The 23,442-nt window shown below is 60.8% G+C and carries 22 protein-coding genes and 1 tRNA gene; 10 read left to right on the top strand and 13 right to left on the bottom strand.

The genetic code is table 11. The features are described 5' to 3' along the window. Positions 1–166: 166 nt before the first annotated feature. Positions 167–643 carry a transcription elongation factor GreA gene (gene greA / locus AB7951_RS02850; protein WP_068728727.1) on the top strand — a complete coding sequence of 159 codons (477 nt, stop codon included), beginning with the start codon at positions 167–169 and terminating at the stop codon, positions 641–643. 202 nt (positions 644–845) lie between these two features. Continuing rightward, complete coding sequence (locus AB7951_RS02845) at positions 846–1,250, top strand: DoxX family protein (RefSeq protein ID WP_093757105.1); 405 nt, start codon at positions 846–848, stop codon at positions 1,248–1,250. 69 nt (positions 1,251–1,319) lie between these two features. Here the strand turns inward: AB7951_RS02845 and AB7951_RS02840 are convergent, their stop codons facing one another. After that, entirely contained in the window at positions 1,320–1,799 is a 480-nt protein-coding gene (locus AB7951_RS02840) for an Lrp/AsnC family transcriptional regulator (RefSeq protein WP_068730339.1), read from the bottom strand. Positions 1,800–2,060: 261 nt separating this feature from the next. On the opposite strand from AB7951_RS02840, the gene trxB reads away from it, so the two are divergent. Together trxB and AB7951_RS02830 are read left to right on the top strand one after the other, a co-directional pair. Beyond that, a complete protein-coding gene (gene trxB, locus AB7951_RS02835) occupies positions 2,061–3,026 on the top strand; it encodes a thioredoxin-disulfide reductase (RefSeq protein ID WP_120287112.1) in 966 nt (321 codons plus the stop codon). A gap of 32 nt (positions 3,027–3,058) precedes the next feature. Continuing rightward, positions 3,059–3,952 (top strand): LysR family transcriptional regulator, encoded by an 894-nt coding sequence (locus tag AB7951_RS02830; RefSeq protein WP_089266250.1) that lies wholly within the window; start codon positions 3,059–3,061, stop codon positions 3,950–3,952. A gap of 253 nt (positions 3,953–4,205) precedes the next feature. Here AB7951_RS02830 and AB7951_RS02825 read toward each other — a convergent pair whose 3' ends face one another. Next, positions 4,206–6,641: a heavy metal translocating P-type ATPase gene (locus AB7951_RS02825; RefSeq protein WP_120287113.1), complete on the bottom strand. Its 2,436-nt coding sequence runs from the start codon at positions 6,639–6,641 to the stop codon at positions 4,206–4,208. Here AB7951_RS02825 and AB7951_RS02820 point away from each other — a divergent pair. Both AB7951_RS02820 and AB7951_RS02815 read left to right on the top strand, forming a co-directional pair. Then, entirely contained in the window at positions 6,640–6,915 is a 276-nt protein-coding gene (locus AB7951_RS02820) for a metal-sensitive transcriptional regulator (RefSeq protein ID WP_089266249.1), read from the top strand. The two genes, AB7951_RS02825 and AB7951_RS02820, sit on opposite strands and share 2 nt — an antisense overlap. A gap of 266 nt (positions 6,916–7,181) precedes the next feature. Then, positions 7,182–9,569, top strand: a complete 2,388-nt coding sequence (locus AB7951_RS02815) for an EAL domain-containing protein (protein ID WP_441255653.1) — start codon at positions 7,182–7,184, stop codon at positions 9,567–9,569. Positions 9,570–9,662: 93 nt separating this feature from the next. Here AB7951_RS02815 and AB7951_RS02810 read toward each other — a convergent pair whose 3' ends face one another. The 3 genes from AB7951_RS02810 to AB7951_RS02800 all read right to left on the bottom strand — a co-directional run bounded on the left by AB7951_RS02810 (position 9,663) and on the right by AB7951_RS02800 (position 11,350). Further along, positions 9,663–10,343 (bottom strand): ParA family protein, encoded by a 681-nt coding sequence (locus AB7951_RS02810; protein WP_068728738.1) that lies wholly within the window; start codon positions 10,341–10,343, stop codon positions 9,663–9,665. A 209-nt stretch (positions 10,344–10,552) separates the two neighbouring features. Next, positions 10,553–10,924 (bottom strand): hypothetical protein, encoded by a 372-nt coding sequence (locus tag AB7951_RS02805; RefSeq protein ID WP_231079282.1) that lies wholly within the window; start codon positions 10,922–10,924, stop codon positions 10,553–10,555. Positions 10,925–11,098: 174 nt separating this feature from the next. Beyond that, positions 11,099–11,350: a hypothetical protein gene (locus AB7951_RS02800; protein ID WP_439061944.1), complete on the bottom strand. Its 252-nt coding sequence runs from the start codon at positions 11,348–11,350 to the stop codon at positions 11,099–11,101. Positions 11,351–11,617: 267 nt separating this feature from the next. On the opposite strand from AB7951_RS02800, the gene AB7951_RS02795 reads away from it, so the two are divergent. After that, positions 11,618–12,265, top strand: coding sequence for an SGNH/GDSL hydrolase family protein (locus AB7951_RS02795; protein WP_120287115.1), 648 nt, complete (start codon positions 11,618–11,620; stop codon positions 12,263–12,265). A gap of 20 nt (positions 12,266–12,285) precedes the next feature. Here AB7951_RS02795 and AB7951_RS02790 read toward each other — a convergent pair whose 3' ends face one another. The 4 genes from AB7951_RS02790 to AB7951_RS02775 form a co-directional block, all read right to left on the bottom strand. Beyond that, a complete protein-coding gene (locus AB7951_RS02790; protein WP_089266247.1) occupies positions 12,286–12,516 on the bottom strand; it encodes a hypothetical protein in 231 nt (76 codons plus the stop codon). A 265-nt stretch (positions 12,517–12,781) separates the two neighbouring features. Continuing rightward, a tRNA-His gene (locus AB7951_RS02785) sits at positions 12,782–12,858 on the bottom strand. Positions 12,859–13,009: 151 nt separating this feature from the next. Next, a complete protein-coding gene (locus AB7951_RS02780) occupies positions 13,010–13,444 on the bottom strand; it encodes a phasin (protein WP_068728746.1) in 435 nt (144 codons plus the stop codon). A gap of 269 nt (positions 13,445–13,713) precedes the next feature. Further along, the gene (locus tag AB7951_RS02775) at positions 13,714–14,085 is read right to left on the bottom strand and encodes a phasin (protein ID WP_115033036.1); all 372 of its coding nucleotides are present in this window, start codon (positions 14,083–14,085) and stop codon (positions 13,714–13,716) included. 366 nt (positions 14,086–14,451) lie between these two features. Between AB7951_RS02775 and AB7951_RS02770 the strand changes: the two genes are divergently transcribed. Then, positions 14,452–17,712, top strand: a complete 3,261-nt coding sequence (locus tag AB7951_RS02770) for a PAS domain-containing protein (RefSeq protein WP_120287116.1) — start codon at positions 14,452–14,454, stop codon at positions 17,710–17,712. 122 nt (positions 17,713–17,834) lie between these two features. Next, positions 17,835–18,704 (top strand): hypothetical protein, encoded by an 870-nt coding sequence (locus AB7951_RS02765; protein WP_120287117.1) that lies wholly within the window; start codon positions 17,835–17,837, stop codon positions 18,702–18,704. On the opposite strand, the gene AB7951_RS02760 is transcribed toward AB7951_RS02765, so the two are convergent. Together AB7951_RS02760 and AB7951_RS02755 are read right to left on the bottom strand one after the other, a co-directional pair. After that, entirely contained in the window at positions 18,701–19,921 is a 1,221-nt protein-coding gene (locus AB7951_RS02760; protein WP_120287118.1) for an NnrS family protein, read from the bottom strand. The two genes, AB7951_RS02765 and AB7951_RS02760, sit on opposite strands and share 4 nt — an antisense overlap. 24 nt (positions 19,922–19,945) lie before the next feature. Continuing rightward, positions 19,946–20,389 carry a pseudoazurin gene (locus AB7951_RS02755; RefSeq protein WP_120288003.1) on the bottom strand — a complete coding sequence of 148 codons (444 nt, stop codon included), beginning with the start codon at positions 20,387–20,389 and terminating at the stop codon, positions 19,946–19,948. A 153-nt stretch (positions 20,390–20,542) separates the two neighbouring features. Between AB7951_RS02755 and AB7951_RS02750 the strand changes: the two genes are divergently transcribed. Beyond that, positions 20,543–21,250 carry a Crp/Fnr family transcriptional regulator gene (locus tag AB7951_RS02750; protein WP_120287119.1) on the top strand — a complete coding sequence of 236 codons (708 nt, stop codon included), beginning with the start codon at positions 20,543–20,545 and terminating at the stop codon, positions 21,248–21,250. Between the two features lie 5 nt (positions 21,251–21,255). Here the strand turns inward: AB7951_RS02750 and AB7951_RS02745 are convergent, their stop codons facing one another. Further along, the gene (locus AB7951_RS02745; protein WP_120287120.1) at positions 21,256–22,590 is read right to left on the bottom strand and encodes an ATP-binding protein; all 1,335 of its coding nucleotides are present in this window, start codon (positions 22,588–22,590) and stop codon (positions 21,256–21,258) included. Further along, positions 22,587–23,252, bottom strand: coding sequence for a response regulator transcription factor (locus AB7951_RS02740; RefSeq protein ID WP_089266246.1), 666 nt, complete (start codon positions 23,250–23,252; stop codon positions 22,587–22,589). Before AB7951_RS02740 ends, AB7951_RS02745 begins: the two co-directional genes overlap by 4 nt. Positions 23,253–23,442: the final 190 nt, after the last annotated feature.

The following is a 23,442-nucleotide window of genomic DNA, read 5'->3' as shown; positions in this document are numbered from 1 at the left end:
GCTAGGCAAGGCACGACCGGAACTCACCGGTCGCGTCTTTGTTTTGTTTCGGCACTCGAAGCCGGCGTCTGAACTGGCTGCAAGCGCAGCCAAGCCGACATCTTGCAGAACGAATGGTTTCATGCGCGCGCCGCCGCGTTCCGCATGACGTTAGAGGACAAAGAGAATGGTTGAGAAGGTCCCGATGACAGCAGGTGGCTACGCTGCGCTGGAGGTCGAGCTGAAGGAACGTCAGTCGGTGCACCGTCCGCGGATCATCGAGCAGATCGCCGAAGCGCGCTCCCATGGCGACCTCTCGGAAAATGCCGAGTATCACGCCGCCAAGGAAGAGCAGTCGCATAATGAAGGCCGCATCAGCGATATCGAGGACAAGCTCGCCCGCGCCGATATCATCGATATCTCGAAGCTGTCCGGCGACACCATCAAGTTCGGCGCGACCGTGACGTTGATCGATGAAGACACCGAGAAGAAGGCGGTCTGGCAGATCGTCGGCGAGCCCGAGGCTGATGCCAAGAAGGGTCGTATCTCGATCACCTCGCCACTGGCGCGTGCGCTGATCGGCAAGAGCAAAGGCGCATCAGTCGAAGTCGTCGCTCCCGGCGGGGCCAAGGCCTATGAGATCACCAAGGTCGAGTGGCGCTGATCGACAGCGCTCAACGCGAAAACAAGAAAGCCGCGCATGATGCGCGGCTTTTTTATTATCCCCTGATGGCGGTATCCAGCCATCGCTACTCACGAAAACTTCTGGAATACTTCCACAGCTCACGTGTTTTCACACGAGAGTGACCAGCATTTTGCATTGCAGTAATGCTAGAAACGATGGTCATCACAGGGGGACTAATGACATGGACCAAGCCTTCGCTAAATTTCAGCCTGCTGCACTAAGCCTTTTCCGCTTCATCACCGGCCTGCTGCTGCTGCAGTATGGCATCGCCAAGATCTTCAAATTTCCGGTTCTGCCTTATTTCGCGAATATCCCGCCGTTGATCCAGGTCGCGGCAACGCTTGAACTCGTCGGCGGTGCGCTGCTGCTGCTCGGCCTGTTCACGCGCCCAGTTGCGTTCATCCTCGCCGGTGAAATGGCCTTCGCTTACTTCCTCGGCCACATGTTTAAAGGCGCGGATCCGGTTTTCCTGCCGCTGCTGAACGGCGGCACCGCTGCCATCCTGTTCTGCTTCTCCTGCCTCTATCTTGCGACGTCAGGCGGAGGCCCGATCAGCCTCGACGCGATACTGCGCAAGAAGAGCTAAGCTCGACATCACGGCAATAAAAAAGGGCGCTCACCGCAAGGTGGGCGCCCTTTGCTTGAACACTCGCTGCTAATCCGCGGCCCTCAGCTCAAGCGGCACCGCGGCAGCGTATTTCGAGTTCTGCAAGACCAAGGACGTGCGGACGTTGCGGACATGCGGTGCGGCCGTGAGATGGCCGACGAAATCCTGGAAGGTCGCCATGTCGGGCGCCACGCATTTCAGGATGAAATCGATCTCGCCCGATAGCATCCAGCACTCCCGCACCAAAGGCTCCTTGCGGACGAAATCCTCGAACGCCTTGAGATCGGCATCGGCCTGACTCGACAGGTGGACCGAGGCAAACACGGTAACGTCGAAACCGAGCAATCGGGGATCCAGCAACCCGCGGTAGCCCTGGATATAGCCAGCCTCTTCCAGGGTCCGGACCCGGCGCAGGCAGGGCGGCGGCGAGATGCCAACGCGCTTGGCGAGTTCCACATTGGTGATTCGGCCGTCGGCCTGGATTTCGCTGAGAATTTTGAGGTCGATGTCGTCTAGGCTTTTCGGCACGCGGCGCGGATCCTGGCTGGTATTCAAACAAACCGTTTGAACTCTCTTAGCGCAGGAGCCGCAACTTGCGCAATTTTATTGCGCGTGCATCGCAGAAATTAAGTGTCTCCGGGGGAAAAATTGCCGGGACGAATTGCAATTCTTGCATGGCTCGCCAGATATTCTACACTAGCAGACAAGACTTTCGACGCCGCAGCGACGTGTTCGCCGGCACATTTCGCCTCAGCAATGACCAATTTCCCTTCAGAAAGGGACTCGACCATGGCCGCCCCCATCCATGCCAAAGTCGTCATCATCGGCTCAGGCCCGGCTGGCTACACTGCCGCTATCTACGCCGCACGCGCGATGCTCGAGCCCGTCCTGATCCAGGGGATCCAGCCCGGCGGTCAGCTCACCATCACCACGGATGTCGAAAACTATCCGGGCTTCGCCGACGTCATTCAGGGCCCTTGGCTGATGGAGCAGATGGAGAAGCAGGCTCAACACGTCGGTACCAAGATTGTCACCGATCTGGTCAGTGACATGGATCTGAACCAGCGTCCGTTCCGCCTGACCTGCGACAGCGGCGATGTCTATCTCGCCGAAACCGTGATCCTGGCCACCGGCGCGCAGGCGCGCTGGCTCGGCATCCCGTCGGAAGAGAAATTCCAGGGCGGCGGCGTATCCGCCTGTGCCACCTGCGACGGATTCTTCTATCGCAACAAGGAAGTGATCGTGGTCGGCGGCGGCAACACGGCCGTCGAGGAAGCTTTGTTCCTGACCAATTTCGCCTCGCAGGTCACCATCGTGCATCGCCGCGACCATTTCCGTGCCGAACGCATCCTGCAGGAGCGACTGTTCAAGCACCCGAAGATCAAGGTGGTCTGGGACTCGGCGCTCGACGAGATCTGCGGCACCGAAGGCCCGGCCAAGGTCACCCATGTGCGCCTGAAGAACGTCAAGACCGGCGCCATCACTCAGGTGCCAGCCGACGGCGTCTTCATTGCCATCGGCCACGCGCCCGCGACCGAACTCATCAAGGGCCAGATCACGCTGAAGCCCTCGGGCTATGTCGAAGTGGCTCCGAATTCCACCGCAACCTCGATGCCCGGCGTGTTCGCCGCCGGCGACGTGGCGGATGAAACCTATCGGCAGGCGGTCACCGCCGCCGGCATGGGCTGCATGGCCGCCCTCGAAGCCGAACGCTATCTTGCCGCGCATGCTCATGACCGCGCAGCGGCCGAATGATGATCAAACGAACCCGCGACGGATTTACAGATATGGACTGGGACAAGCTGAAGGTGTTTCACGCGGCGGCGGAAGCGGGGAGCTTCACGCATGCAGGCGAGCAACTGGGCCTGTCGCAATCGGCAGTCTCACGACAGGTGAGCGCGCTCGAGCAGGAGCTGGCGGTCTCGCTGTTCCACCGCCACGCCCGCGGCCTGATCCTCACCGAACAGGGCGACCTGCTGTTCCGCACCGCCCATGACGTGTTCATGCAGCTCCAGGCGGCCCGCGCAAAGCTGACCGACAGCCGCGAGCGGCCTAGCGGCGACCTCAAGGTGACCACAACCCCGGGCGTCGGCATCAACTGGCTGATCCCGCGCCTTGGCGAGTTCACCGCGCTTTATCCGGAAATCCGCATTTCACTGATCGTCACCGACGAAGAACTCGACCTGTCGATGCGCGAAGCCGATGTGGCCATCCGCACCCGTAAGCCGACCCAGCCGGACCTAATCCAGCGCAAGCTGTTCGCCATGGGATTCCACGCTTATTGCTCGCCGGAATATATCAAGCATTTCGGCACCCCGCGCACCCTCGACGAACTCGACGGGCACCGCATCATCATGCTCAGCGACGCCCAGGTGTCACCGCACCTGCAAAACCGCAGCTGGCTGATCGATGCCGGGCGCAACGGCTCCGGCCCGCGCGAACCCTACTTCAAGGTCAACAATATTCTGGGCCTGATGCGCGCCTGCCAGCAGGGCTTGGGCATTGCAGCATTGCCGGACTACCTGGTCGAAGAAAACGATCGTCTGGTTCAGCTCTTCAGTGAGTCGGACTCGATTCAACTCGACACTTATTTTGTCTATCCCGAAGAGTTGAAGACGGTCGCCCGTGTGCAGGTGTTCCGCGACTTCATCGTCAGCAAGGCACAGCGCTGGCCGTCCTAACCCGCAATATTTCAGGGCAGATATGCCCACGCTTCCCAGCATGTCAGACATGCCAAGTGATGCGTTGCTGCATGCCACCTTCAGGGATCATACTTCTCAGACGCTGAGATTTTGCGCTGCGCATTTGTCCCCCTCCTCCAGTGGTGCGAAGTCTCAGTAATCCCTCTTGGAAGGTGATTGTGTCGGCCTCTCGAGGCCAATACCTCAGAGCCGGACTCGTTTGAGTCCGGCTTTTTTTTGCGCCCGCGAACTGTCAGTCCAGCTTCACTTTCGCCAGCCGGAGCGCATTCCCGATCACGCTCACCGAGGACAGCGCCATCGCTGCAGCGCCGAGCATCGGCGACAGCAGGATGCCGAAGATCGGATACAGCACACCGGCCGCAATCGGCACGCCGGCCGCATTGTAAATGAAGGCGAAAATCAGATTCTGACGGATATTGCTCATCACGGCCTTTGATAGTTCGCGCGCGCGCACCAGCCCCATCAGATCGCCGGTCAGCAGTGTCACGCCAGCACTCTCGATCGCCACATCGGTCCCCGTGCCCATGGCGATGCCGACATCCGCAGCAGCAAGCGCCGGCGCATCGTTGACGCCATCGCCAACCATGGCGACCCGGCGGCCTTCGCCGCGCAGACGTGTGACCACGTCACTCTTGCGCTCCGGCAACACACCCGCCTCGACCTCGTCGATACCCAGCGTCTTCGCGACGGCCTTCGCGGTCGTCGCATTGTCGCCGGTGAGCATGACGATCCGCAGGCCGTCGGCGCGCAGCTTCTTCAAGCCGTCCTGCGCCGATGGCTTTACGGGATCGGCAATCGCCATCACGCCGGCGACGCTGCCATCGATGGCAACGAAGATGGCAGTCGCACCGTTCTGCCGCGCCAGCTCGGCGACGCCGTCGGAGCGCGTCGTATCCACTTTCAATTCGTCCATCAGCATCGCATTGCCGAGCGCAACGCGCTTGCCATTGACCACACCCGACGCGCCTTTGCCGGACGGCGAGGCGAAGTCACTGGCATCGCTCAGCACCACATTGCGTTGCTTTGCTTCATTGACGATGGCCTGCGCCAGCGGATGTTCGCTGGAACGTTCGATACTTGCAGCAAGTTGCAGAATGTCGCTTTCGTTGAACCCTTCCGCCGGCGTGATGCTCACTAGTTTCGGCTTGCCTTCCGTCAGCGTACCGGTCTTGTCGATCACAATGGTGTCGATGCTTTCCAGGCGCTCCAGCGCCTGCGCGTCACGCACCAGAATGCCGGCATGGGCGCCGCGACCGACGCCGACCATGATCGACATGGGCGTGGCGAGACCGAGCGCACAGGGGCACGCGATGATCAGCACGGTTACCGCAGCAACAAGCGCAAACGAGAGGCGCGGCTCCGGCCCGAATGTCGCCCATGCGATGAATGCAATGGCAGCCGCAGCCAGTACAGCCGGCACGAACCAGCCGGCGACACGATCTGCGAGACGCTGGATCGGCGCACGCGAGCGCTGCGCCTTGGCGACCATGTCGACGATCCGCGACAACATCGTATCGCGGCCGATCTTGTCGGCCCGCAGCACGAGGCCGCCGCTCTGATTGACGGTACCGCCGATGACGCGCGCGCCTTCGGCCTTGCTCACCGGCATGGACTCGCCGGTGACCATGGATTCATCCACCGACGAACGCCCCTCGGTGACGACGCCGTCGACCGGAATTTTCTCGCCCGGCCTCACGCGCAACAAATCGCCGATGGCGATGGCGTCGAGGGCGACGTCCTCATCACCGTCCTTGCCGATGCGCCGCGCGGTCTTCGGCGCAAGACCGAGCAGCGCGCGGATCGCACCTGACGTCTGATTGCGCGCACGCAGCTCGAGCACCTGTCCGAGCAAAACGAGCACTGTGATGACAGCAGCGGCTTCGAAATAGACCGCCACTGCACCGTGATGGTCACGGAACGTGTCGGGAAACAGACCGGGCGCGAAGGTGGCCACAACGCTGTAGATCCACGCCACACCGGTACCCATGGCAATCAGCGTGAACATGTTGAGATTGCGCGTTACCACCGAGCGCCATCCACGTTCGAAGAACGGTGCGCCGGCCCACAGCACCACGGGTGTCGCCAGCACCAACGAGATCCAGTTCGATGTGGTCTGCGATACCAGCTGCATCAGGCCGAGATGCGCGCCCATCTCCAGCACGAACACGGGCAATGTCAGTGCCAGCGCGATCCAGAAGCGCCGGGTCATGTCGATCAGTTCAGGATCGGGCTTGTCGTCGAGCGAGACCTGCTCCGGCTCCAGCGCCATGCCACAGATCGGACAGCTGCCCGGCCCTTCCTGACGGATCTCCGGGTGCATCGGGCAGGTATAGATGGTGCCGGCTGGCGCGGGCGGCGCGAGCTCCTTCGGCTTCAGGAAACTCTCGGGATCCGCATTGAACCGCTCGCGACAGCGCGCGCTGCAGAAGAAATACTCATGGCCCTGATAGATCAGACGGTTCTTGGCGGTGGCGGGATCGACGGTCATGCCGCAGACCGGATCGAGCACTTTGGTCGGCGCAGCCTCGGCGTAATGGTGACCATGCGAACAGCATGCGCCATGCGTGTGACCGGCATGGGCATCGTGCCCCGTATGCGTGTGAGTTGTCTCTGCCACCGTGACCTCGCCTCTTGAAACATATACCCTATGGGGGTATATGAACCTCATGCGCAGCGAGATCAAGACGTCCTGTTTAAAACGCCTCAAACGGATCGAAGGCCAGGTCCGCGGCTTGGCCGGCATGGTCGAGGCCGACCGCTATTGCATCGATGTGGTCACGCAGATCGCCGCGGCCCGCGCAGCGTTGCGACGCGTCGAGGAAGAGATCCTGCGCGACCATGTCGCTCATTGCGTTGAGCACGCGATCTCGTCAGGCGACAAGGCCGATCAACGCCGCAAGATTGCCGAGTTGATGGACGTGGTCAGCCGCGTCGACCGGTGACGCGAATGCGACGTGCGGGCACGATGTTAGAAGACGGTTGATCAGTCGTTACGGTTTTTGCCCGGTGAGGGTGGCGCTGAAATGCGACCACACCTTTAGGTCATCAAGGGCCGGCGAATATCCGCAAAATTTACGACTGGATAAGCATGCGCAGCGATAGCGCACGGGGCGATCTAATAGCGCCGATCGCCGGTATTTACGTGTCTTTACGTACTTGTATCTAACGTCCCGCGCAATTGCGGTAATCCCGCTCGCGGTATCTGTACATGCTTACGATCTATAACTGCATCGCCAATGCCCATGATTTCAGGCTCGTCGGACTCGCGGCCATCATCTGCGCGATCGCGTCCCTCGCTGCTATCAACCTGCTCCGTCATGCGCGAAGCGCCACAGGCCAGATGCGCCTCGTCTGGCTCGCGGTATCCGCGATCTCCACGGGCTTCGGCATCTGGGCCACGCATTTCGTAGCGATGCTGGCATTCTCGCCGGGGATGCCGAGCGGCTACAATATCGTACTTACGGTCGTCTCGCTGATCGCCGCGCTGCTGCTGACCGGCGCCGGCCTTGCTGTGTCGTTGATCCCGAATTTTCGTGCCGGCCTCTGGATCGGCGGCGCCGTCGTCGCGGGCGGCATCGCGGCGATGCATTACACCGGCATGGCCGCCTTCGAACTTCAAGCGCGCATCAACTGGGATACGACGCTCGTCATCGTCTCGATCGTATTGGGAGCCGTGCTCGGTGCGATCGCGCTTCCGGTAGGGTTGCATGGCGCCACCCTGCGCTGGAAGATCAGCGGCGCGCTGCTGCTCACGCTCGCGATCTGCAGTCACCACTTCACCGCGATGAGCGCGGTCACGATCACCCCGGATCCGACCATCGCCGTCTCGCCGCTGACCATCCCCGCCGGATGGCTCGCACTTGGCGTCTCATTGATCAGCTTCGCCATCATTGGCCTGGCGCTGGCCGGCATCGTGCTGGATATCCGTGATCACCGCCGCTCCGATCTCGAAGCCGACCGCATGCGCGGACTCGCCAATGCTGCCGTCGAAGGGCTGCTGGTGTGCGACGGCGACACGATCGTCACGGTCAACACATCCTTCGCCGCGCTGGCGGGATCGTCCGCTGAATTGCTGATTGGCGGGCGTCTGCAAGACTGCTTCCCCGATGGCGATACGCGGACTCAGATCATGAGCCAGCCTGACAAATCGGTGGAAGCGAATCTGCGACAGCGCAACGGCCAGACGATCCCAGTTGAATTGATCCTGCGTGGAATCGACTTTGCGGGGAAGCCACATCAGGTCATCGCCGTACGTGACCTCCGCGAACGCAAGCAGGCCGAACAGCACATCCGCTATCTCGCCCACTACGACTCCCTGACCGGACTACCCAATCGCGGCACGTTCCATGATCGAATCGATCAGGAGATTGCGACACTATCCAAGGACCGCCCGCTCGCCGTACTCGCTTTGGATCTCGATCAGTTCAAGCAGGTTAATGACCTGTTCGGCCACGCCGCCGGCGACAAGGTCCTCAAGAGCGTAACGGCGCGCATCACCGCCCTGCTTGGCGAAGGCGAGATGATGGCGCGTCTTGGCGGCGATGAGTTCGCCATTCTCTTGCCGAACCTGACCTCGCCCGCAGCTGCGAGTCAATTCGCCGACAGGATACTGGAAGCATTCCGGAGCAAGGACGCCACCTTCGAACTCGGCAGCATCACCGCCAGTGTCGGTATCGCACTCTGCCCCGACGACTCCAGTGATCGCGACACGTTGCTCGCTTGCGCCGACACCGCGCTCTACCGCGCCAAATCCGAAGGCCGCGCGACCTGGCGCTTCTTCGAACCTGCAATGGGGGAAGCCGTGCGCGACCGCCGGCTGCTCGAACACGATCTGCGCAACGCCATCGATGCCAATCAGCTGAAAGTGGTCTATCAGCCCCAGGGCACCATGGAGTCGGGCCGCGTGATCGGCTTTGAGGCGCTGCTGCGCTGGAACCATCCCGTCCGCGGCAATATTCGCCCCGACATCTTCATTCCGATTGCGGAAGACACCGGCGCCATTCTCGGCATCGGCGAATGGGTGCTGCGCGCCGCCTGCCGTGAAGCGGCGACGTGGAAGCATCCGTTGACCATCGCGGTCAATGTCTCGGCGGTTCAGATCCACCACGATAGCTTTGTCGCAACCGTCCATGAGGTCTTGCTGGAAACCGGCCTGCCCCCGCATCGGCTCGAACTGGAGATCACCGAGACTGCGCTGATCCGCGACTTCGATCGCGCGCTGTTGACACTTCGCCGGATCAAGGCGCTCGGCGTTCACATCGCCATGGATGACTTCGGCACCGGCTACTCGTCGCTGTCGAACCTGCGCGCATTCCCGTTCGACAAGATCAAGATCGACGGATCATTCATCAGGTCGGTGAACACCAACAGCCAGGCGGCAGCAATCGTGCGCGCCGTCCTCGGCCTCGGCCGTGGGCTTGGGCTGCCGGTGCTCGCCGAAGGCGTGGAAACCGAAGCGGAATTCGCATTCCTGCGCGACGAGAAATGCGACGAGGCGCAGGGCTATCTGCTCGGCCGTCCGGCTGACATAGACAATTTCCGCGAAGTCACCCAAGGGGTGACCTCGCCCGCCGGAGATATCGCCATTTCAGCATAGGCGTGAACACCCCACCGTCGCGGTCATACCAACGACAAAAAACGCGCGAAAGTCTCGCGCGCTTTTTCTCGGGTCAAAAGAGCAGAACGGCTATCAGGCCGCCTGCTTGTGCATCGCGCCGGTCGCCGATCCGTTGCCGCGAATAGCCTTGATCGAACGTTCGATCGCAGCCCACAGCTTGCCGATCTCGCTTGCTGCGCGACCTTCTGCCTGATATTCGCGGGCGCCTTCGCCGTTGCCAAGCGCGAGCAGGAGATCTGCACGGTTGGTGATCTGACCGGACCACACCGGAGCCTTGAACTTGGCGAGCGCTTCGCGGGCGATCGTCACGATACGGCTTTCGGAATCGTCACGGCGTGCCGGCGCACCGTTGATGACAACCGCATAGGGCTTGCGGGCCGAACGGCAGGACTGGATCGTCGCCTGCACCGCGTCGACGTCGAACACGCCAGGACGCGCAGGAATGATCACCATGGTTGCGTTCTTGATGGCATCGTCGACCACAGCCGATGTATTCGGCGGCGTGTCGATGAACACCCATTCAAAACCGTCACGCTTCGCGGCGGCAACCATTTCGGTCACGCTGCGATTTGCGATCTTCAGCGGCGGTTCATTTGTTCCCCGCAGCTTGTGCCACAGCGTCAACGAACCCTGCGGATCCGCGTCGATGAGCAAGCAAGGCTTCGTTGATTTATGAACTTGAGCAGCAAGATGTGCAGCCAGGGTACTCTTCCCCGAGCCGCCTTTACGCGATGCGAAAACTATGACGTTCATATGTTGGCCTCCAGATTGACCCCAGGAGGCGAAAATGAATCAGTCTGCTGATTCGTTAAAGTCATATTTACGCGTAATTCAAGGATATGTGCCTGATTTGTTTGGAATGTTGGTTTTTGAGTCACACAGTGCGGCGCAACAGGCCCGAAATGAGTCAGGTGTAGTACGCTTGTCGCCACTTTGTCGCACTCTGGTATCAAGTCAGGCGCTCAAATCTTGCTATCAGCGCCGTTGGAACGAGTTGAGTCCGGACCTTCGATAGCAATGCCCTTCGCGCGCTGACGTTCGATCCACTTTCGCTCAAGCCAACCGAGAAACTGCGCCACCGGTTTTTCCAGCGGCGGAATATCCTGCGCGATGAGGATGAGTCCGAGCGGCAACATCCAGAGGCCGAGCACAGGAAGAATGCTGAAAATCCCGCCGATAATCAGCAAAATGCCAAGCGGGAATCGCACGAGCTTCGATGAGGGCTTGCGCAACCAACCTACAAATCGAGCCGGTCGGGGCGGAAGTTTGGTTTCGAACCAGGCCAAATGCCGATTGAGTTCGGCCTTGTAGTCGATATTGGTTTCGCTGCTCAAAATGACGCTCCTCGTGGTCTGGAGATGTTGTTTCGTGTCGTGATACCCAACGTGTCAGTTTGTCACGGGTTCACTTTTTTGCCACGGTCGATGGCGTCACGGTGCAGCGACTCGGCGAGATCACGCCGTTCTGCACGCTGACTAAACGTCCGTTCACGTGAGAGCGAAGCCTGATCAGCTCGGACGAGTCGGTTTTTTCGCCCTTCGCGACTTGACCGCGGGTTTGCGCGCGCTGGCCGGCGTTGCCCGAAAGAATTGCGCGCAGCCCGGGCTCAATTGCGCCCGCTTCTGGATCATGCAGGCCGTCACGCGATCCACATCAGGAATGGCTGCACCGCAGAGCCGAAAGGCATCGCCGGTGCAGAGCTGTTGCTGATCGTCGGTATAGGCTTGCGACGGCGTCGCCAAGAACGACGCGCCGATCATGAGTGACATGGCAAGCGACCCGCTCAAAATCCCTGGACGTACCGACATTACTCCCCCCTGGTTGCACGTTATCGTGGGAGTGTCGGAGACGATTGCGAGCTTGGCAAGGTGGACGTGACGGGGATCGGGCTTGCCTTCGCGCCGGCCCTGTAGTTTCTCCCGAACATCGCGGCGCCGTTGCCCCGTCGCGACCTCGTGCGAGAGACGGTCCAAGATGAACAGTGAGACAAAAGCGATACTCCGAACCTGCGCGGGCGGTCCACGATCATGAACTGGACCCGTATTGGCATTATCGGCTTCGTGGGGTTGTGCGGCTGGGCGGCATGGCCCAAAGGAAATGACGCGACGCCGCCGCGCCCACTTCTGATCAGGGCAGCATTGAAACAGGTCGATGATCCCGTCATCATCCTCGGCGACAGTGTCGTCAAACGCGCAACCTTCCCCCGTGCCGTATGCGGTCGGCCCATCGTCAATGCCGGAATCGACGGATCGACGACATCGAGCGGTCTCGATGCCATGCTGACAAAAGCACTTGGCGGAAAGCAGGCCGCCATGGTCGTCGTCTCCCTCGGACTCAACGATGCTGCGGTCCCTGTGCACGCGGACTCATACAGGACCAACTATCTCGCTCTGCTCGCGACGCTGAAATCCACGACTCCACGAATGGCCATCGCGACCGTGACGCCTGTTGAAGCTGGCAAATCCGATAGCGCGCGCATCAACGATCAGGCGATCGACAACTACAACGCGTTGCTGCCAACCATCGCCGGCGATGCTGGCGCGAGCCTTGTCACCATCCCGTCCATGCCGGCGAAATACACAACCGATGGCATTCACCTGAATGATGCCGGCTATGCCATCTGGACCAAGGCGGTTCTCGGCGGGGTCAGCGACGTCCTCTGCAAAGGCAAGTAACAACAACGCAGAAAACCGCATCAGGCCTCATTGACGCCAACGCCGCGCTCATCAAGGAGCTGCTGCCCTTTCAACGTGATCCTAAATTTCGGCCCCGCTGCCGGCTTGGCTTGATCGATTACCTCGACAAGCCCTTGAGCAATCAGCCCGTCAAGCACGGCACGTTTTTCGGCATTGAGATCGGGCCCAGAGGCGCGCGCGATGTCGCACATCATCGCAATAGCGGTATTGCTGATATCAGCGTCGATCATGATTGCCTCCCTGTCGTTGGGAAGCCAACGGAACGATGGCAATCGAGTTCCACGACCGGCCTGGCAGAAGTACGCGGGCATTTACGACGTCGAGTTGCCCGAAGGCGGGCTGTTTGTGCGGAAACCTTACAGCCCCGAGCCAGATCGTGGGCACGCTGAGTGATCTGACCGGCGCGCCGGCATTACCGGCCCGACCCCAGCGGTCAGACATTGCCGCAGCCCAAAGCAACGGCCACGCTCGAATCGGCTAAATGATTGATTTGTATGGTACAGTTGGGTGGTCTCGAACCACCGACCTCCTGCTCCACAAACAGGCGCTCTAACCAACTGAGCTACAACTGCATCCTGACCGGCCCCAAAATCAGGGGGTCCCGAACAGGCGGGAAACTAGGTGCAACGCATCACTTTGGCAAGGCCGCGATGATGATTTTTGGCGCAAACAAAAGCCCGGGCTTGCGGCCCGGGCTTTCGATTATTTGGCGGTGCGATCGGCTCAGGCGGCCGGCTGGAACAGCTTCGAAGCGCCGGTCTTGATCGGTTCGGCGGTCTCGGTGGCGATCTTCTGGCCGAGTTCGGCCAGCTGTTTGGTCTGACCGGTGAAGGTTTCAACCTGGCTGCGCGCAAAAGCGGTCCACAGCTCCATCGCCTGCGACGGCGACTTCACGCCGATCAGCGACTGGGCGAAGTCGAAACCCGCATTGGTGTTGGTCTTGGCAATGTCGAGCAGCTTGGCCGAATATTCGGCAGCGCCCTTGGTGGCCGTGCCGAACACAGCTTCAACCGTGCTGTTATGGGTCTCGGCAGCGTCCTTGAACTTGGCATAACCCTCGCGCGCCTGCGAGACGCCCTTTTCGGCGAACGCGCGGACCTGCTCCGGCACCTGGAACGGGATAACGGAAGATGAGAACGGATCGGTCGATTCGGCCATAGCGTGCATCCTTCGTGGTGGGGGGTGAAATCAATAAACCCGTGGAGGCTGCGAAAGGCACCGGTGCCTTTCATCAGCTGGCGGGAAACAGAGCGGCATCGCCATCAGCGATGCGTCATTGTGGTTACCGCAATATCATGTCGGAATTGTGCGGCGCAACAGAATATTGCACCGCAGAATCGCATGAGACCCGGATCGAATGCGCGCCCACGTCATGGAACTCGCTAAATATCAATCACTGATTGCATGGCGGAGAGCGCAGGGGTCGGTCAGCTCTTGGGCTTGGCGGCGTCCATGGCAGCGCGGCTCATGATCTGGCCCATTTCGCTGGCTTGCTCTGCCAGCGACTTCATCTGCGACTGCACGTATTCGCTGTGGAGCCGCATGACGTCGCCGAGATCCTTGGCGTGCAGCAACTGCTGGGCATAATCCAGCGACGCGGCGACGTTCTTCTCGGCATAGGCGATGGCCTTGGTGCTGACATCCTTGGCGCCGGCGCGCACGGTCTCACCGCGATTTTCGATCGACGACGCCGTGCTCTGGGCGCTGGCCAGAAACTTCTCGAATGCCTGCTTGGCCTGGTCGAAGCTGGCTTCGGCCATTGCGCGCATTTCCTTCGGAATTTCGAATTGGTCGGTCATGTCCCGCTCCATTTTGCATTGACGAAGCCGTCCACGGCCCCGTCTCCCGTGTCGCCCACTGCAATCTAGCCGAGCTTGGCATCGCCGATGTGACGCGGCGTCCCGTCCTCGTCCGATCCCATCGTGGACCTTTGTTTTTGTTTTGCAACTGCCAACGCATGGCCCAGCCCCTCCGTTCGGCAGAATGCCGAACCCTTGGAGCGGATTAACGTTATTGCTGTTTTGCCCTGCTGGAATGGGCGGGGGACGTGGACCTGCGCGTCCGCGCGGGCGATACTAACGAATTATTAAGGATGTCATCGTTTGGCCCGCAATCTGTGACGCGGATACCGGACGGGCGCCCAACGAGTCAGTCATGAAGTGCCGATGAACAATGCGGATTTTCAGTTGCGGGGCGTTGGCGATGCACGGCTGGCCGTACATGCCACCAGCAACCAGCCGGTCTGGCTGTGGTCGCGCGACGGCACCCGTGTGCTATGGGCCAATCCGGTCGGCGCGCGACTGTTCGGCGCCCGTAATGCAGCGGACCTGTTTGCCAGGACTTTCGGCCCCGCCGATACCCATCGCCGCCAGATAGCCCAGCTCGGCTCCCGGTTGCCGGCCAGTGGCGCAATGCGGCTGGAGCGCCTGCGCGGCTTCGGCGCGGCGCTGGGCAGCTTGATGACCTGCGCCTGCTCGCAGCTTGAATTTCCCGATGGCGGCAGCGGCATTCTCGTTGTCGCAGCGGAGCCGCTCGGTGGCCGCGGCATGCCGCTGGTCGAACGTCTGCAAAATCTCGTCGAGGGAATCGACACTCCTATCGCCGCCTTTGCACGCGACGGCCTGTTCGTCGGCGCCAACGAAATGGCTCGGGCGCTGCTTGGTTTTCGCAATCTCTCCGATGCCGGCCTCGATCATGCGCGCGACGGCGCGCTGAAGGACGGCCGCATCGAAACACCTATCGGCTTTGGCCGCATGGTACTGCAGCGCGTGGGCAGTGGCGCCGATGTCGGACTGGTGGCGCTGATCGCGCCGGGCGCTGTGCATCCGGCGCCGAGCGAAGAAGAACTCGAGGCTCCGGCAGAGCCGGAAGCCAGCGTTGAACCACAGAGCGCCCTTGCAGAGCCGAGTGACCTCTTCGTCGAATTCGACCAAGCCCCCGGGGCAAAAGACCCGAGCGAAAACGCTATCGACATCGACGCTCCGATCGAGCCGGAAAAAGCCGAGATCGATCGCGACGTACATCTCGAAGAGGTGATCGCCGAAACCATCGCACATGCCGACGCACCGACTGAGACTGATGCGCAGACGCCGACCGTCGAAGCCGTTGCCGACCAACCTGCGTCCGTCGCGCTGCCCGAGATCGAACCGCGCACGACACCGCTCCGTTTCGTATGGCAGATCGATGCGGAGAAGCGTTTCACACTGAACTCCGACGAGTTCGTCCACCTGATCGGCCCACGCACAGCGGCAAGCTTTGGCCACAAGTGGAACGATCTCACAGCCGAATTCAATCTCGATCCCGATAGCCACGTCGTCAAGGCGATGGCCACGCAGCAGACATGGAGTGGCATCACGCTGCTCTGGCCGGTGGATGGCGGTGGCCGCCTGCCTGTCGAACTCTCTGGCCTGCCGCTTTTCGATCGCGAGCGCAATTTCACCGGCTATCGCGGTTTCGGTGTTTGCCGTGACCTCGATGGAATGACGCGGCTCGCCGAGCAACGTCGACATGATCACATCGGCGATCCACCGCCCCGACCATTATCCGCCGATGTCGCGCAGGCCGGCCCTGTCGGCGACAGTCTCGATGAACCGATTGCCCTCACCACCAACCCGATACCAGAACAGACACCACCGCCAACCACACCGGACAGCACCGTGCAACCACCCGAGAACGTCGTGCCATTTCGACCAGGCGATCCCAGATCGCCGGCACTGACGCCTGTCGAGAACAGCGCCTTCAATGAGCTTGCGCGGCAATTGTCGGCGCGGCTTGAGTCGGAAACGGGACTGATCACGAGCACGAACACACCCGAAGCGGACAGCGAGACGGACGATGCACCGACGGCTACCCAGAGCTTGTCTCAGCCAACTGAGGCGGCGTCACAGGCTGCCTGGCTGACAACGCCACCGGCTGCACCACGCGGCGAGATGATGCGCGACAAGGTGCTGCTCGACCTGATGCCGGTCGGCGTCCTGATCTATCGCCTCGATCGCCTGCTGTTCGCCAATCCCGCCTTCCTCGCCCGGATGAACTATCCGAGCCTGAACGCACTGGAAGAAGCGGGTGGCCTCGATGCGCTCTATGTCGGAGCTGATGTCTCTTCTGCGGCCAGCACCTCCGATGACGGCACCGCCGTCACTATTTCGGGCGGTGACCAGTCCGGCAACACAGTGCCCGCCGAAGCGCACCTGTACACGATTTCATGGGACAACGAACCGGCACATGCGCTGATTTTCGCTCCGCCCAAGGCAGAGCCTGTCGCCGCCCCTGTTACGATCGCTGCGCCCGTTGCAGACGCGCCATTGCCCGCTGGCCATATCGATGCCGAAGATCTGGCCACAATCCTCGATACCACGGCCGAAGGCGTCATCATGTTCGACGCCGAAGGCAACATCAATTCCTGCAACCGCAGCGCCGAGGCGCTGTTCGGCTATAGCGGCGAATTACTGACGCAGCGGAATCTGACCGACCTCTTCGCGGCAGAGAGCCGCCGCGTGGTGCAGGACTATCTCGCAAGCGTCAAGGAATCCGGCGTGGCCAGCCTGATAGATCATGGCCGTGAGGCCCTGGGCCAGGTGCGCGCCGGCGGCCTCGTGTCGCTGTCGATGACCATCGGCCGCACGCGCACGGATGGACCGAACTTCTTTGCCGTGTTCCGCGACCTGACGCAGACGAAGAAGACCGAAACCGAACTGCTGAATGCGCGCCGCCAGGCCGATCGTGCGGCAACGGCCAAGGCGGATGTGCTGGCGCGGATCAGCCACGAGGTCCGGACACCGCTGAATGCCATCATCGGCTTCGCGGAAGTGATGGTCGACCAGCGCTTCGGCCCACTCGGCAACGAGCGCTATGTCGAATACATGAAAGACATTCGCGCCTCGGGTGAACGCGTGATCGCGATCGTCAACGATCTGCTCGATCTGTCACGCATCGAGACCGGCAAGATCGACCTCGCTTTCACCACGCAGAACCTCAACGAGATGGTGGAGCAATGCGTTGCGGTGATGCAGCCGCAGGCCAATCGCGGCCGCATCATCATCCGTACCTCGCTGGCGCATCTGCTGCCGACCGTCGTTGCCGACGCCCGCGCGCTGCGGCAGATCACACTGAATCTGATCGGCAACTCGATCCATCTCGCCAATGCCGGCGGTCAGGTGATCGTCTCCACCGCATTGTCGGACTTCGGTGAGATCGTACTGCGCGTCCGCGACACCGGGCACGGCCTCAACGACAACGAACTCGCTGCCGCGATGGAGCCTTTCCGGAGCTCGATGCCGGCGGATTCTTCGGAGAGCTCGGGTGTCAGCCTGTCGCTGACCAAGGCCCTCGTCGAAGCCAACAACGCGCGCTTCCAGATCAAGACCGCGCCGAGCTCGGGCACGCTGATCGAGGTGGCATTTTCGAATGCGGCGGTGAAGGCCTGAGTAAAATTGCCCTGGCCTTGCGAGATCTATCCACCCCTTGAAACAGCCAACACGCGATTGACACGCCTTCGCAAAAATACAACCATAAGGAGAGGTTGTCACTGAACTTGGCGGTCAGTCAAATGACTTGGCAGAACATTCTGGCCTTCTCAGGTATAGGCGCCGTAATAACGGTCCTCGGGAATCTTATAGCGCTTTACTTCAAGGATTTCATTGGAGTGCGATCCATTGAAACATGGAGAGCTAAGCAATCAAGCGTCGCGGCCTACAACAAGTACAGAAAGCCTATTGCCCTCGCTGCGAAAGAATTGAGTGGCCGATGCTATAACATATCGGTCTCGAAGAACGATGGACCAAGAGACAAAGTTGGACTGTCAATGTTTGGAGCAAAAATCGATCGCACCAGTTCAGCCGGAGCCGCTGACGATCATTTTCTGCGCTACCGCTTTGTTAGCGATGCCTATCGCCTTTGCTGCTTTCTAGGACTGATCGAACTCCACAGGCGCGAAATTGGATTAGCAGATGCAGGGGCGGAGGATAAAAATCTGGCTCTAGATCGTTGCCTTCAAAATGTGAAAAGTGACCTTGCAGACGGCCACCTCAACCGGCAACACGACTGGGAGAAATGGGCAGACGCATTGATCTTTCGCGAAGAGCAGCGTGCAATCGGGCACAGAATGATCGCCCCCGGTCAACCTATGAACCTTTTAGATTTCGGAACTTTCTCTGAGATTCTTGAGCAAGACTATGATGGCGACGAAGCTGCTAGATGGTTCGTAGTTGCCGCACGCTTTTTTTCAAATATCAGAACGGAGAATGATTTTCGACAGATAAGAATGCAGCGATTGGTTCTTCACTTGGCTGACCTGCGTGAACTTTTAGTTCCAGGCTCCGTGATAGCAGCACATGCCATCAGCAACAGAAAACTCGCTGCACAATTGCATGCCGATGGCCACTTGATCCAAGAAGAACTTGAACAGTTGGTCCATTAGCGAAGGGAATTTTTATGCTTCACGATTATCGCCAACTCGCGACGCGGCTTGCGATAGCCGATCAGCAGCAGGCCGAATGAGACGGCGAAGCCGATAAAGGCCGCGACCCACGTCAATGCTGCAACATGGAGCAGCGGCGGACTGTAAGCCGGCGCGATCACGGCGCCGATCCGCGCCAGTGCCGCCACGATGACGGCGGCATAGATCATCAGCGTCGTACGTGAGGCATGCAGTGCCTGGCCGGTATGACCGAGTGTTGCCCGGCTCATGACAGCCAGCGTCATGACGCCGGCCGCACCTGCCATCCATGCATGCAGGCCGGCGCTGGGCGCGACCCATCCTGCTGCCGCTGCGGCATTCAGCAGAAAACCCAGCGGCACGAAAGCGTAACCAATATGCAGGATCAGCAGCAGGCCCTCGCGCGAGGTGCGATCGCCGGCCCAGCGCGCAAGACGCATGATGTGCAGCAAGCCGACCAGCGCGAGAGCCACTCCCGTTAGTTCGGCAAAGGGCCGCGCGATCCACAGCACCAGCGCAGCGGCGCTGACGGCAATGACGACCATATCGAAACGCGCGAACGGCACTGGAAGCCGACCGGGATTCTCGCGCACCAGCCAGTTGCGGGTGAAGCTCGGAATGATCCGCCCGCCGATCAGCGAGATCAGCAACACCACGACCGCGACGCCGATCCGGATGCTGACGTCTGCGACGCCAGCAAGATGAGCTTCGACATGAAAGGCGATGTTACCGAGCAGCAGGAAGGCGACGATGCCGACCACTGGCAGATTGCGCCAGTTGCGGCCCGCCGCGATCTCGCGGGTTGCAGCGGCAGCGACCAGCGTCAGGAAACTCACATCGACCAGCATCGCCACGAGCCAGCCGGTATAGGCCGAAAACGTCAGGCAAATCCGTCCCGCGATCCAGAGGACGACCAGCCCGAGCAATGGCAAGCCGCGGATTGGCAACCGGCCGGTCCAGTTCGGAATCGCCGTGAACAGAAAGCCGGTGACCACGGCCGACATGAAGCCGAACAGCATCTCGTGAATGTGCCAGTCGCGCGGCGCAAAACCGGTGGCCAGCGCCAGCCAACCATGGAAGGCCGGCATCCAGACCAGAATTCCCAAGCCCGTATAACACGCACCGAGCAGGAAAAAGGGGCGAAAGCCGGCCGAGAGCAACGGCCAATCGGCGATGGAGCGAACACGAAGAAGCGTCATCGTTACTCTCCCGTTTGGGGCGTGTTACTTCGCAGCCACTTTCTCGAATAACGTCGTGAACACTGTCTTGGCCTTGCCGGGATGGGTCACTGCCTTGGCTTCGGCCGCGTTGGTTGGCGCACCGACCACCACCAGTCCCACCATGCCCATGCCGTAATGTGGCGCGCATTTCACGCCGTAGACGCCGGGCTTGTCGAAGGTCACCGCGAGATCCTGGCTCATCTTGCCAACGAACGGCGTCGCATCGGCGGGCAGCATGCCTTTGACCGATTCAACGCTGTGCGCCTTGTCGGTCGACACGAATTTCACGGTATCGCCGGGCTGCACATTGACCAGTGCGGGCTCGAACACCATTGCGGTCCCGTCGGCGCCCTTGTTGAGCATTTTGACCTCGACTTCCGCAGCGCCAGCGGCGCCTATCAGAGCGAAAAGGACGGCGGCGGTTGCAAGCATAAGAGCCTTGCGCATCATGTTTCTCCGTAAACTCCGGTCATTTCAGCCGGATGCGCCAAATTAGGCCTGCCGCCCGGCCTCGACATTGCGCCAACGCAAACTTCCGCTTGATCGACGCCCGCAATCACGGTCTAGAAGTGGCCGGAACGGGAACTTGACGGAGAACGCATGTCGGCAGTCGACAGCTCCATGGTCGCGCATCTGCTGCTGTTCGAGAGTCTCGACACCGCAGCCTGCGAGGCGATCCTGCGCGAGGCGCATTCGATCCGCGTCCCGAAGAACAAGGTGATTTTCGAGCAGGGCGAGGACGTCCATTCGTTCTATCTGCTGCTCCATGGCCATATCCGCGCGACCAAGATGACGCCCGCCGGCGAACAGGTGATCGTGCGCTATGTCGCGACCGGCGAGATCTTCGGGATCGGTCAGGCGATGGGACTGACGGCTTATCCGGCAACCGCAACGGCGGTGGATGACAGCGTGGTTCTGGTGTGGCCCACCACGATCTGGACGCGGCTGGTTGCCGACTATCCCGCCCTCGCCGCCAATACGCTCAAGACCGTCGGTGGCCGGTTGCAGGAGGCTCATACGCGCGTGGTCGAGATGTCGACCCAGCAGGTCGAGCAGCGCGTTGCTCACGCCCTGCTGCGACTGGCGAACCAATCAGGCCGCAAGACAGCACAAGGCATCGAGATCGATTTCCAGTTGAGTCGTCAGGATATCGCTGAGATGACCGGCGCCACGGTCTTCACCGTGAGCCGCACGCTCAGTACCTGGGAACAGCGCGGGCTGATCGAAAGCAGCCGGCAGCGCATCGTGCTGCGCGAACCCGAGACATTGCGTGCGCTCGCTGATGCCGCTCCAGGTGACGACGCGTAACGCGATTACGCGGCTTCGAACTGCCTGACTTCGTTCGACACGTCTCCGAGTGGGATCGAGACGGCAGCCCTGACACCCTGAGCATCGTCGCGGTTTGCGATATCGAGGCTGAAGCCGTTACGATCCGCCGCCGTCCGGGCAATCGCCAATCCGAGCCCGGTGCCGTCGATATCCATCGGCGCCGCACGGAAGAAGCGGTCGTAGAGATACGGCACGGCGGATTCCGGTATTCCACATCCGCTGTCGATCACCTCGATGACGAAATCCGTGCCTCGGCGCTCAGCCTTGATGCTGACCGCGCCGCCGGCGCGCGTGTAGCGCACCGCATTGTCGAGCAGGTTCGAGACGATCAGCCGGAGATCGGCGGCACGAACATTCAATTCATCACGCGTCCCCGGCTCGATCGCGAGTGAGACGCCCTTGGCCTCCGCGATGGAAACGAAGCCGGACACTACCAGCCGCACGAATGCCTCCGCATCGACAATCTCGGCTGCGCTTTCGATGCCGGCATCGGCGCGAACCATGGTCATCAACTGGTTGACCGAATAGGATGCCCTTCGAATCCCGTCGAGCAGATCCTGCGCTATTTCACGCTCAGGCCCATTGAGCTCGCGCGATCGCAGATTGTCGATCTGGATCTGAAGGGCCGCAAGCGGCGTCCGCAACTCATGCGCCGCATCGGACACGAAGCGACGCTGGGTCTCCAGCGCGGTCTGATGTCGCTCGATCAGCGAATTCATGGCTGCCACAAGCGGAGCGACCTCGACCGGAACGCCTGTCAGACTTAGCGCGTCCTTCGCATCGGCACTGCGCTGGCCGATATCGGCCGACAGTGTTCCAAGCCCGGACAACACGCGCTTCACGGCCCACCAGATCATCAACCATGCGATCGGAATGGCCGCGATCAACGGCACCGCAGCGCCCGCGGCCGCATAGGCGGCAACTTCCTCACGCGCACTCCAGCGCTGCGCAACCTGGATCGCATGCGTCGCATCACGCGAACGAAACACGCGCCAGCGCTCTCCGCCCGCGGTCACGTCGGCATAGCCGAGTTCCGACTGAAACGGGATATCGACCGAAGGGCCTGAACGATGAATGGGCTGTTTCGACTGATCCCAGATCTGGATCACCAATTGGTCTTCCAGTTCGGCATCGATCCGCGGCTCGATATCGTGCCGGAACACAATGCCCGCCGTAAGTGCCACCTCGTGAAGCGCGTTGTCCTGAAAGCTGTTCACCTCGTATTTGACGAAATAATAGGACGTGATGGCCGCAGCAACGCCGACCAAGATCAGCAGTCCCGTGACGTAAGTCATCACGGTCTTTCGCAACGACGTCATGCGCCCTCCTTGGTGACCATCCAGCCCGCACCGCGGACATTGCGGACAATGTCCTTGTCAAATTTCTTGCGCAGTCCGTGGATCAGCACGTCGACCGCGTTGCTCTGCACTTCCTCGCCCCAGCCGTAGATCCGGCTCTCGATCTGGCTACGCGACAGAATCTGCCCGGGCCGCTCCATCAAGGCCTGCAGTACCGCAAATTCGCGCACCGACAGCAGATGCTTGATATCGCGGAATGTCGCCACCTGCGTCGATGGATCCAGCGTGATCTCCGCAGACGTCATGAGCGATACCACGCGGCCATTGGCGCGGCGCGTGACTGCGCGGATTCGCGCGAGCAGTACCGGCAATTCAAACGGCTTGACGATGTAATCGTCTGCGCCGAGATCGAGGCCCGCCACCATATCGGACACGCCATCCCGCGCGGTGATGATAAGGGCCGGCGTGGTCATGCCGGCTTTTCTTTTCGCCTTGAGCACGTCCAGGCCGGACATCTTGGGAAGACCGATATCGATCAGTGCGACCGCATATTCCGACCGGTCCATCGCGGCGAAGCCATCGCGGCCATTGCGCGCCCAGTCGACGCTCATGCCATTCTCGCTCAGGCCGCGCACCAGCGCCTTGCCGAACATGGCATCGTCTTCGATCAGTAGAACGCGCATCATTCAATCTCGTGCCTGCAGGACCTTCGGAAGGTCAGTCAGTCAGACAACATCGGAGGCATCCCGATATTCCCTTATCCCAAGTGTCGGTGACTGCGGCGCTTACGCGCATTGCAGCGCTTGTCCAGTGACCAATCGTTTGGCGCAGGCTAGCCGCCGCCCCTCGTTTAGAACGATTACAAATTATTTC

It is taken from the genome of Tardiphaga sp. 285_C5_N1_2, assembly GCF_052076065.1.
Classification (GTDB): Bacteria; Pseudomonadota; Alphaproteobacteria; order Rhizobiales; family Xanthobacteraceae; genus Tardiphaga; species Tardiphaga robiniae.
Note: the sequence above shows the minus strand (reverse complement) of the source record. Positions and strands in the feature narration are given on the sequence as shown.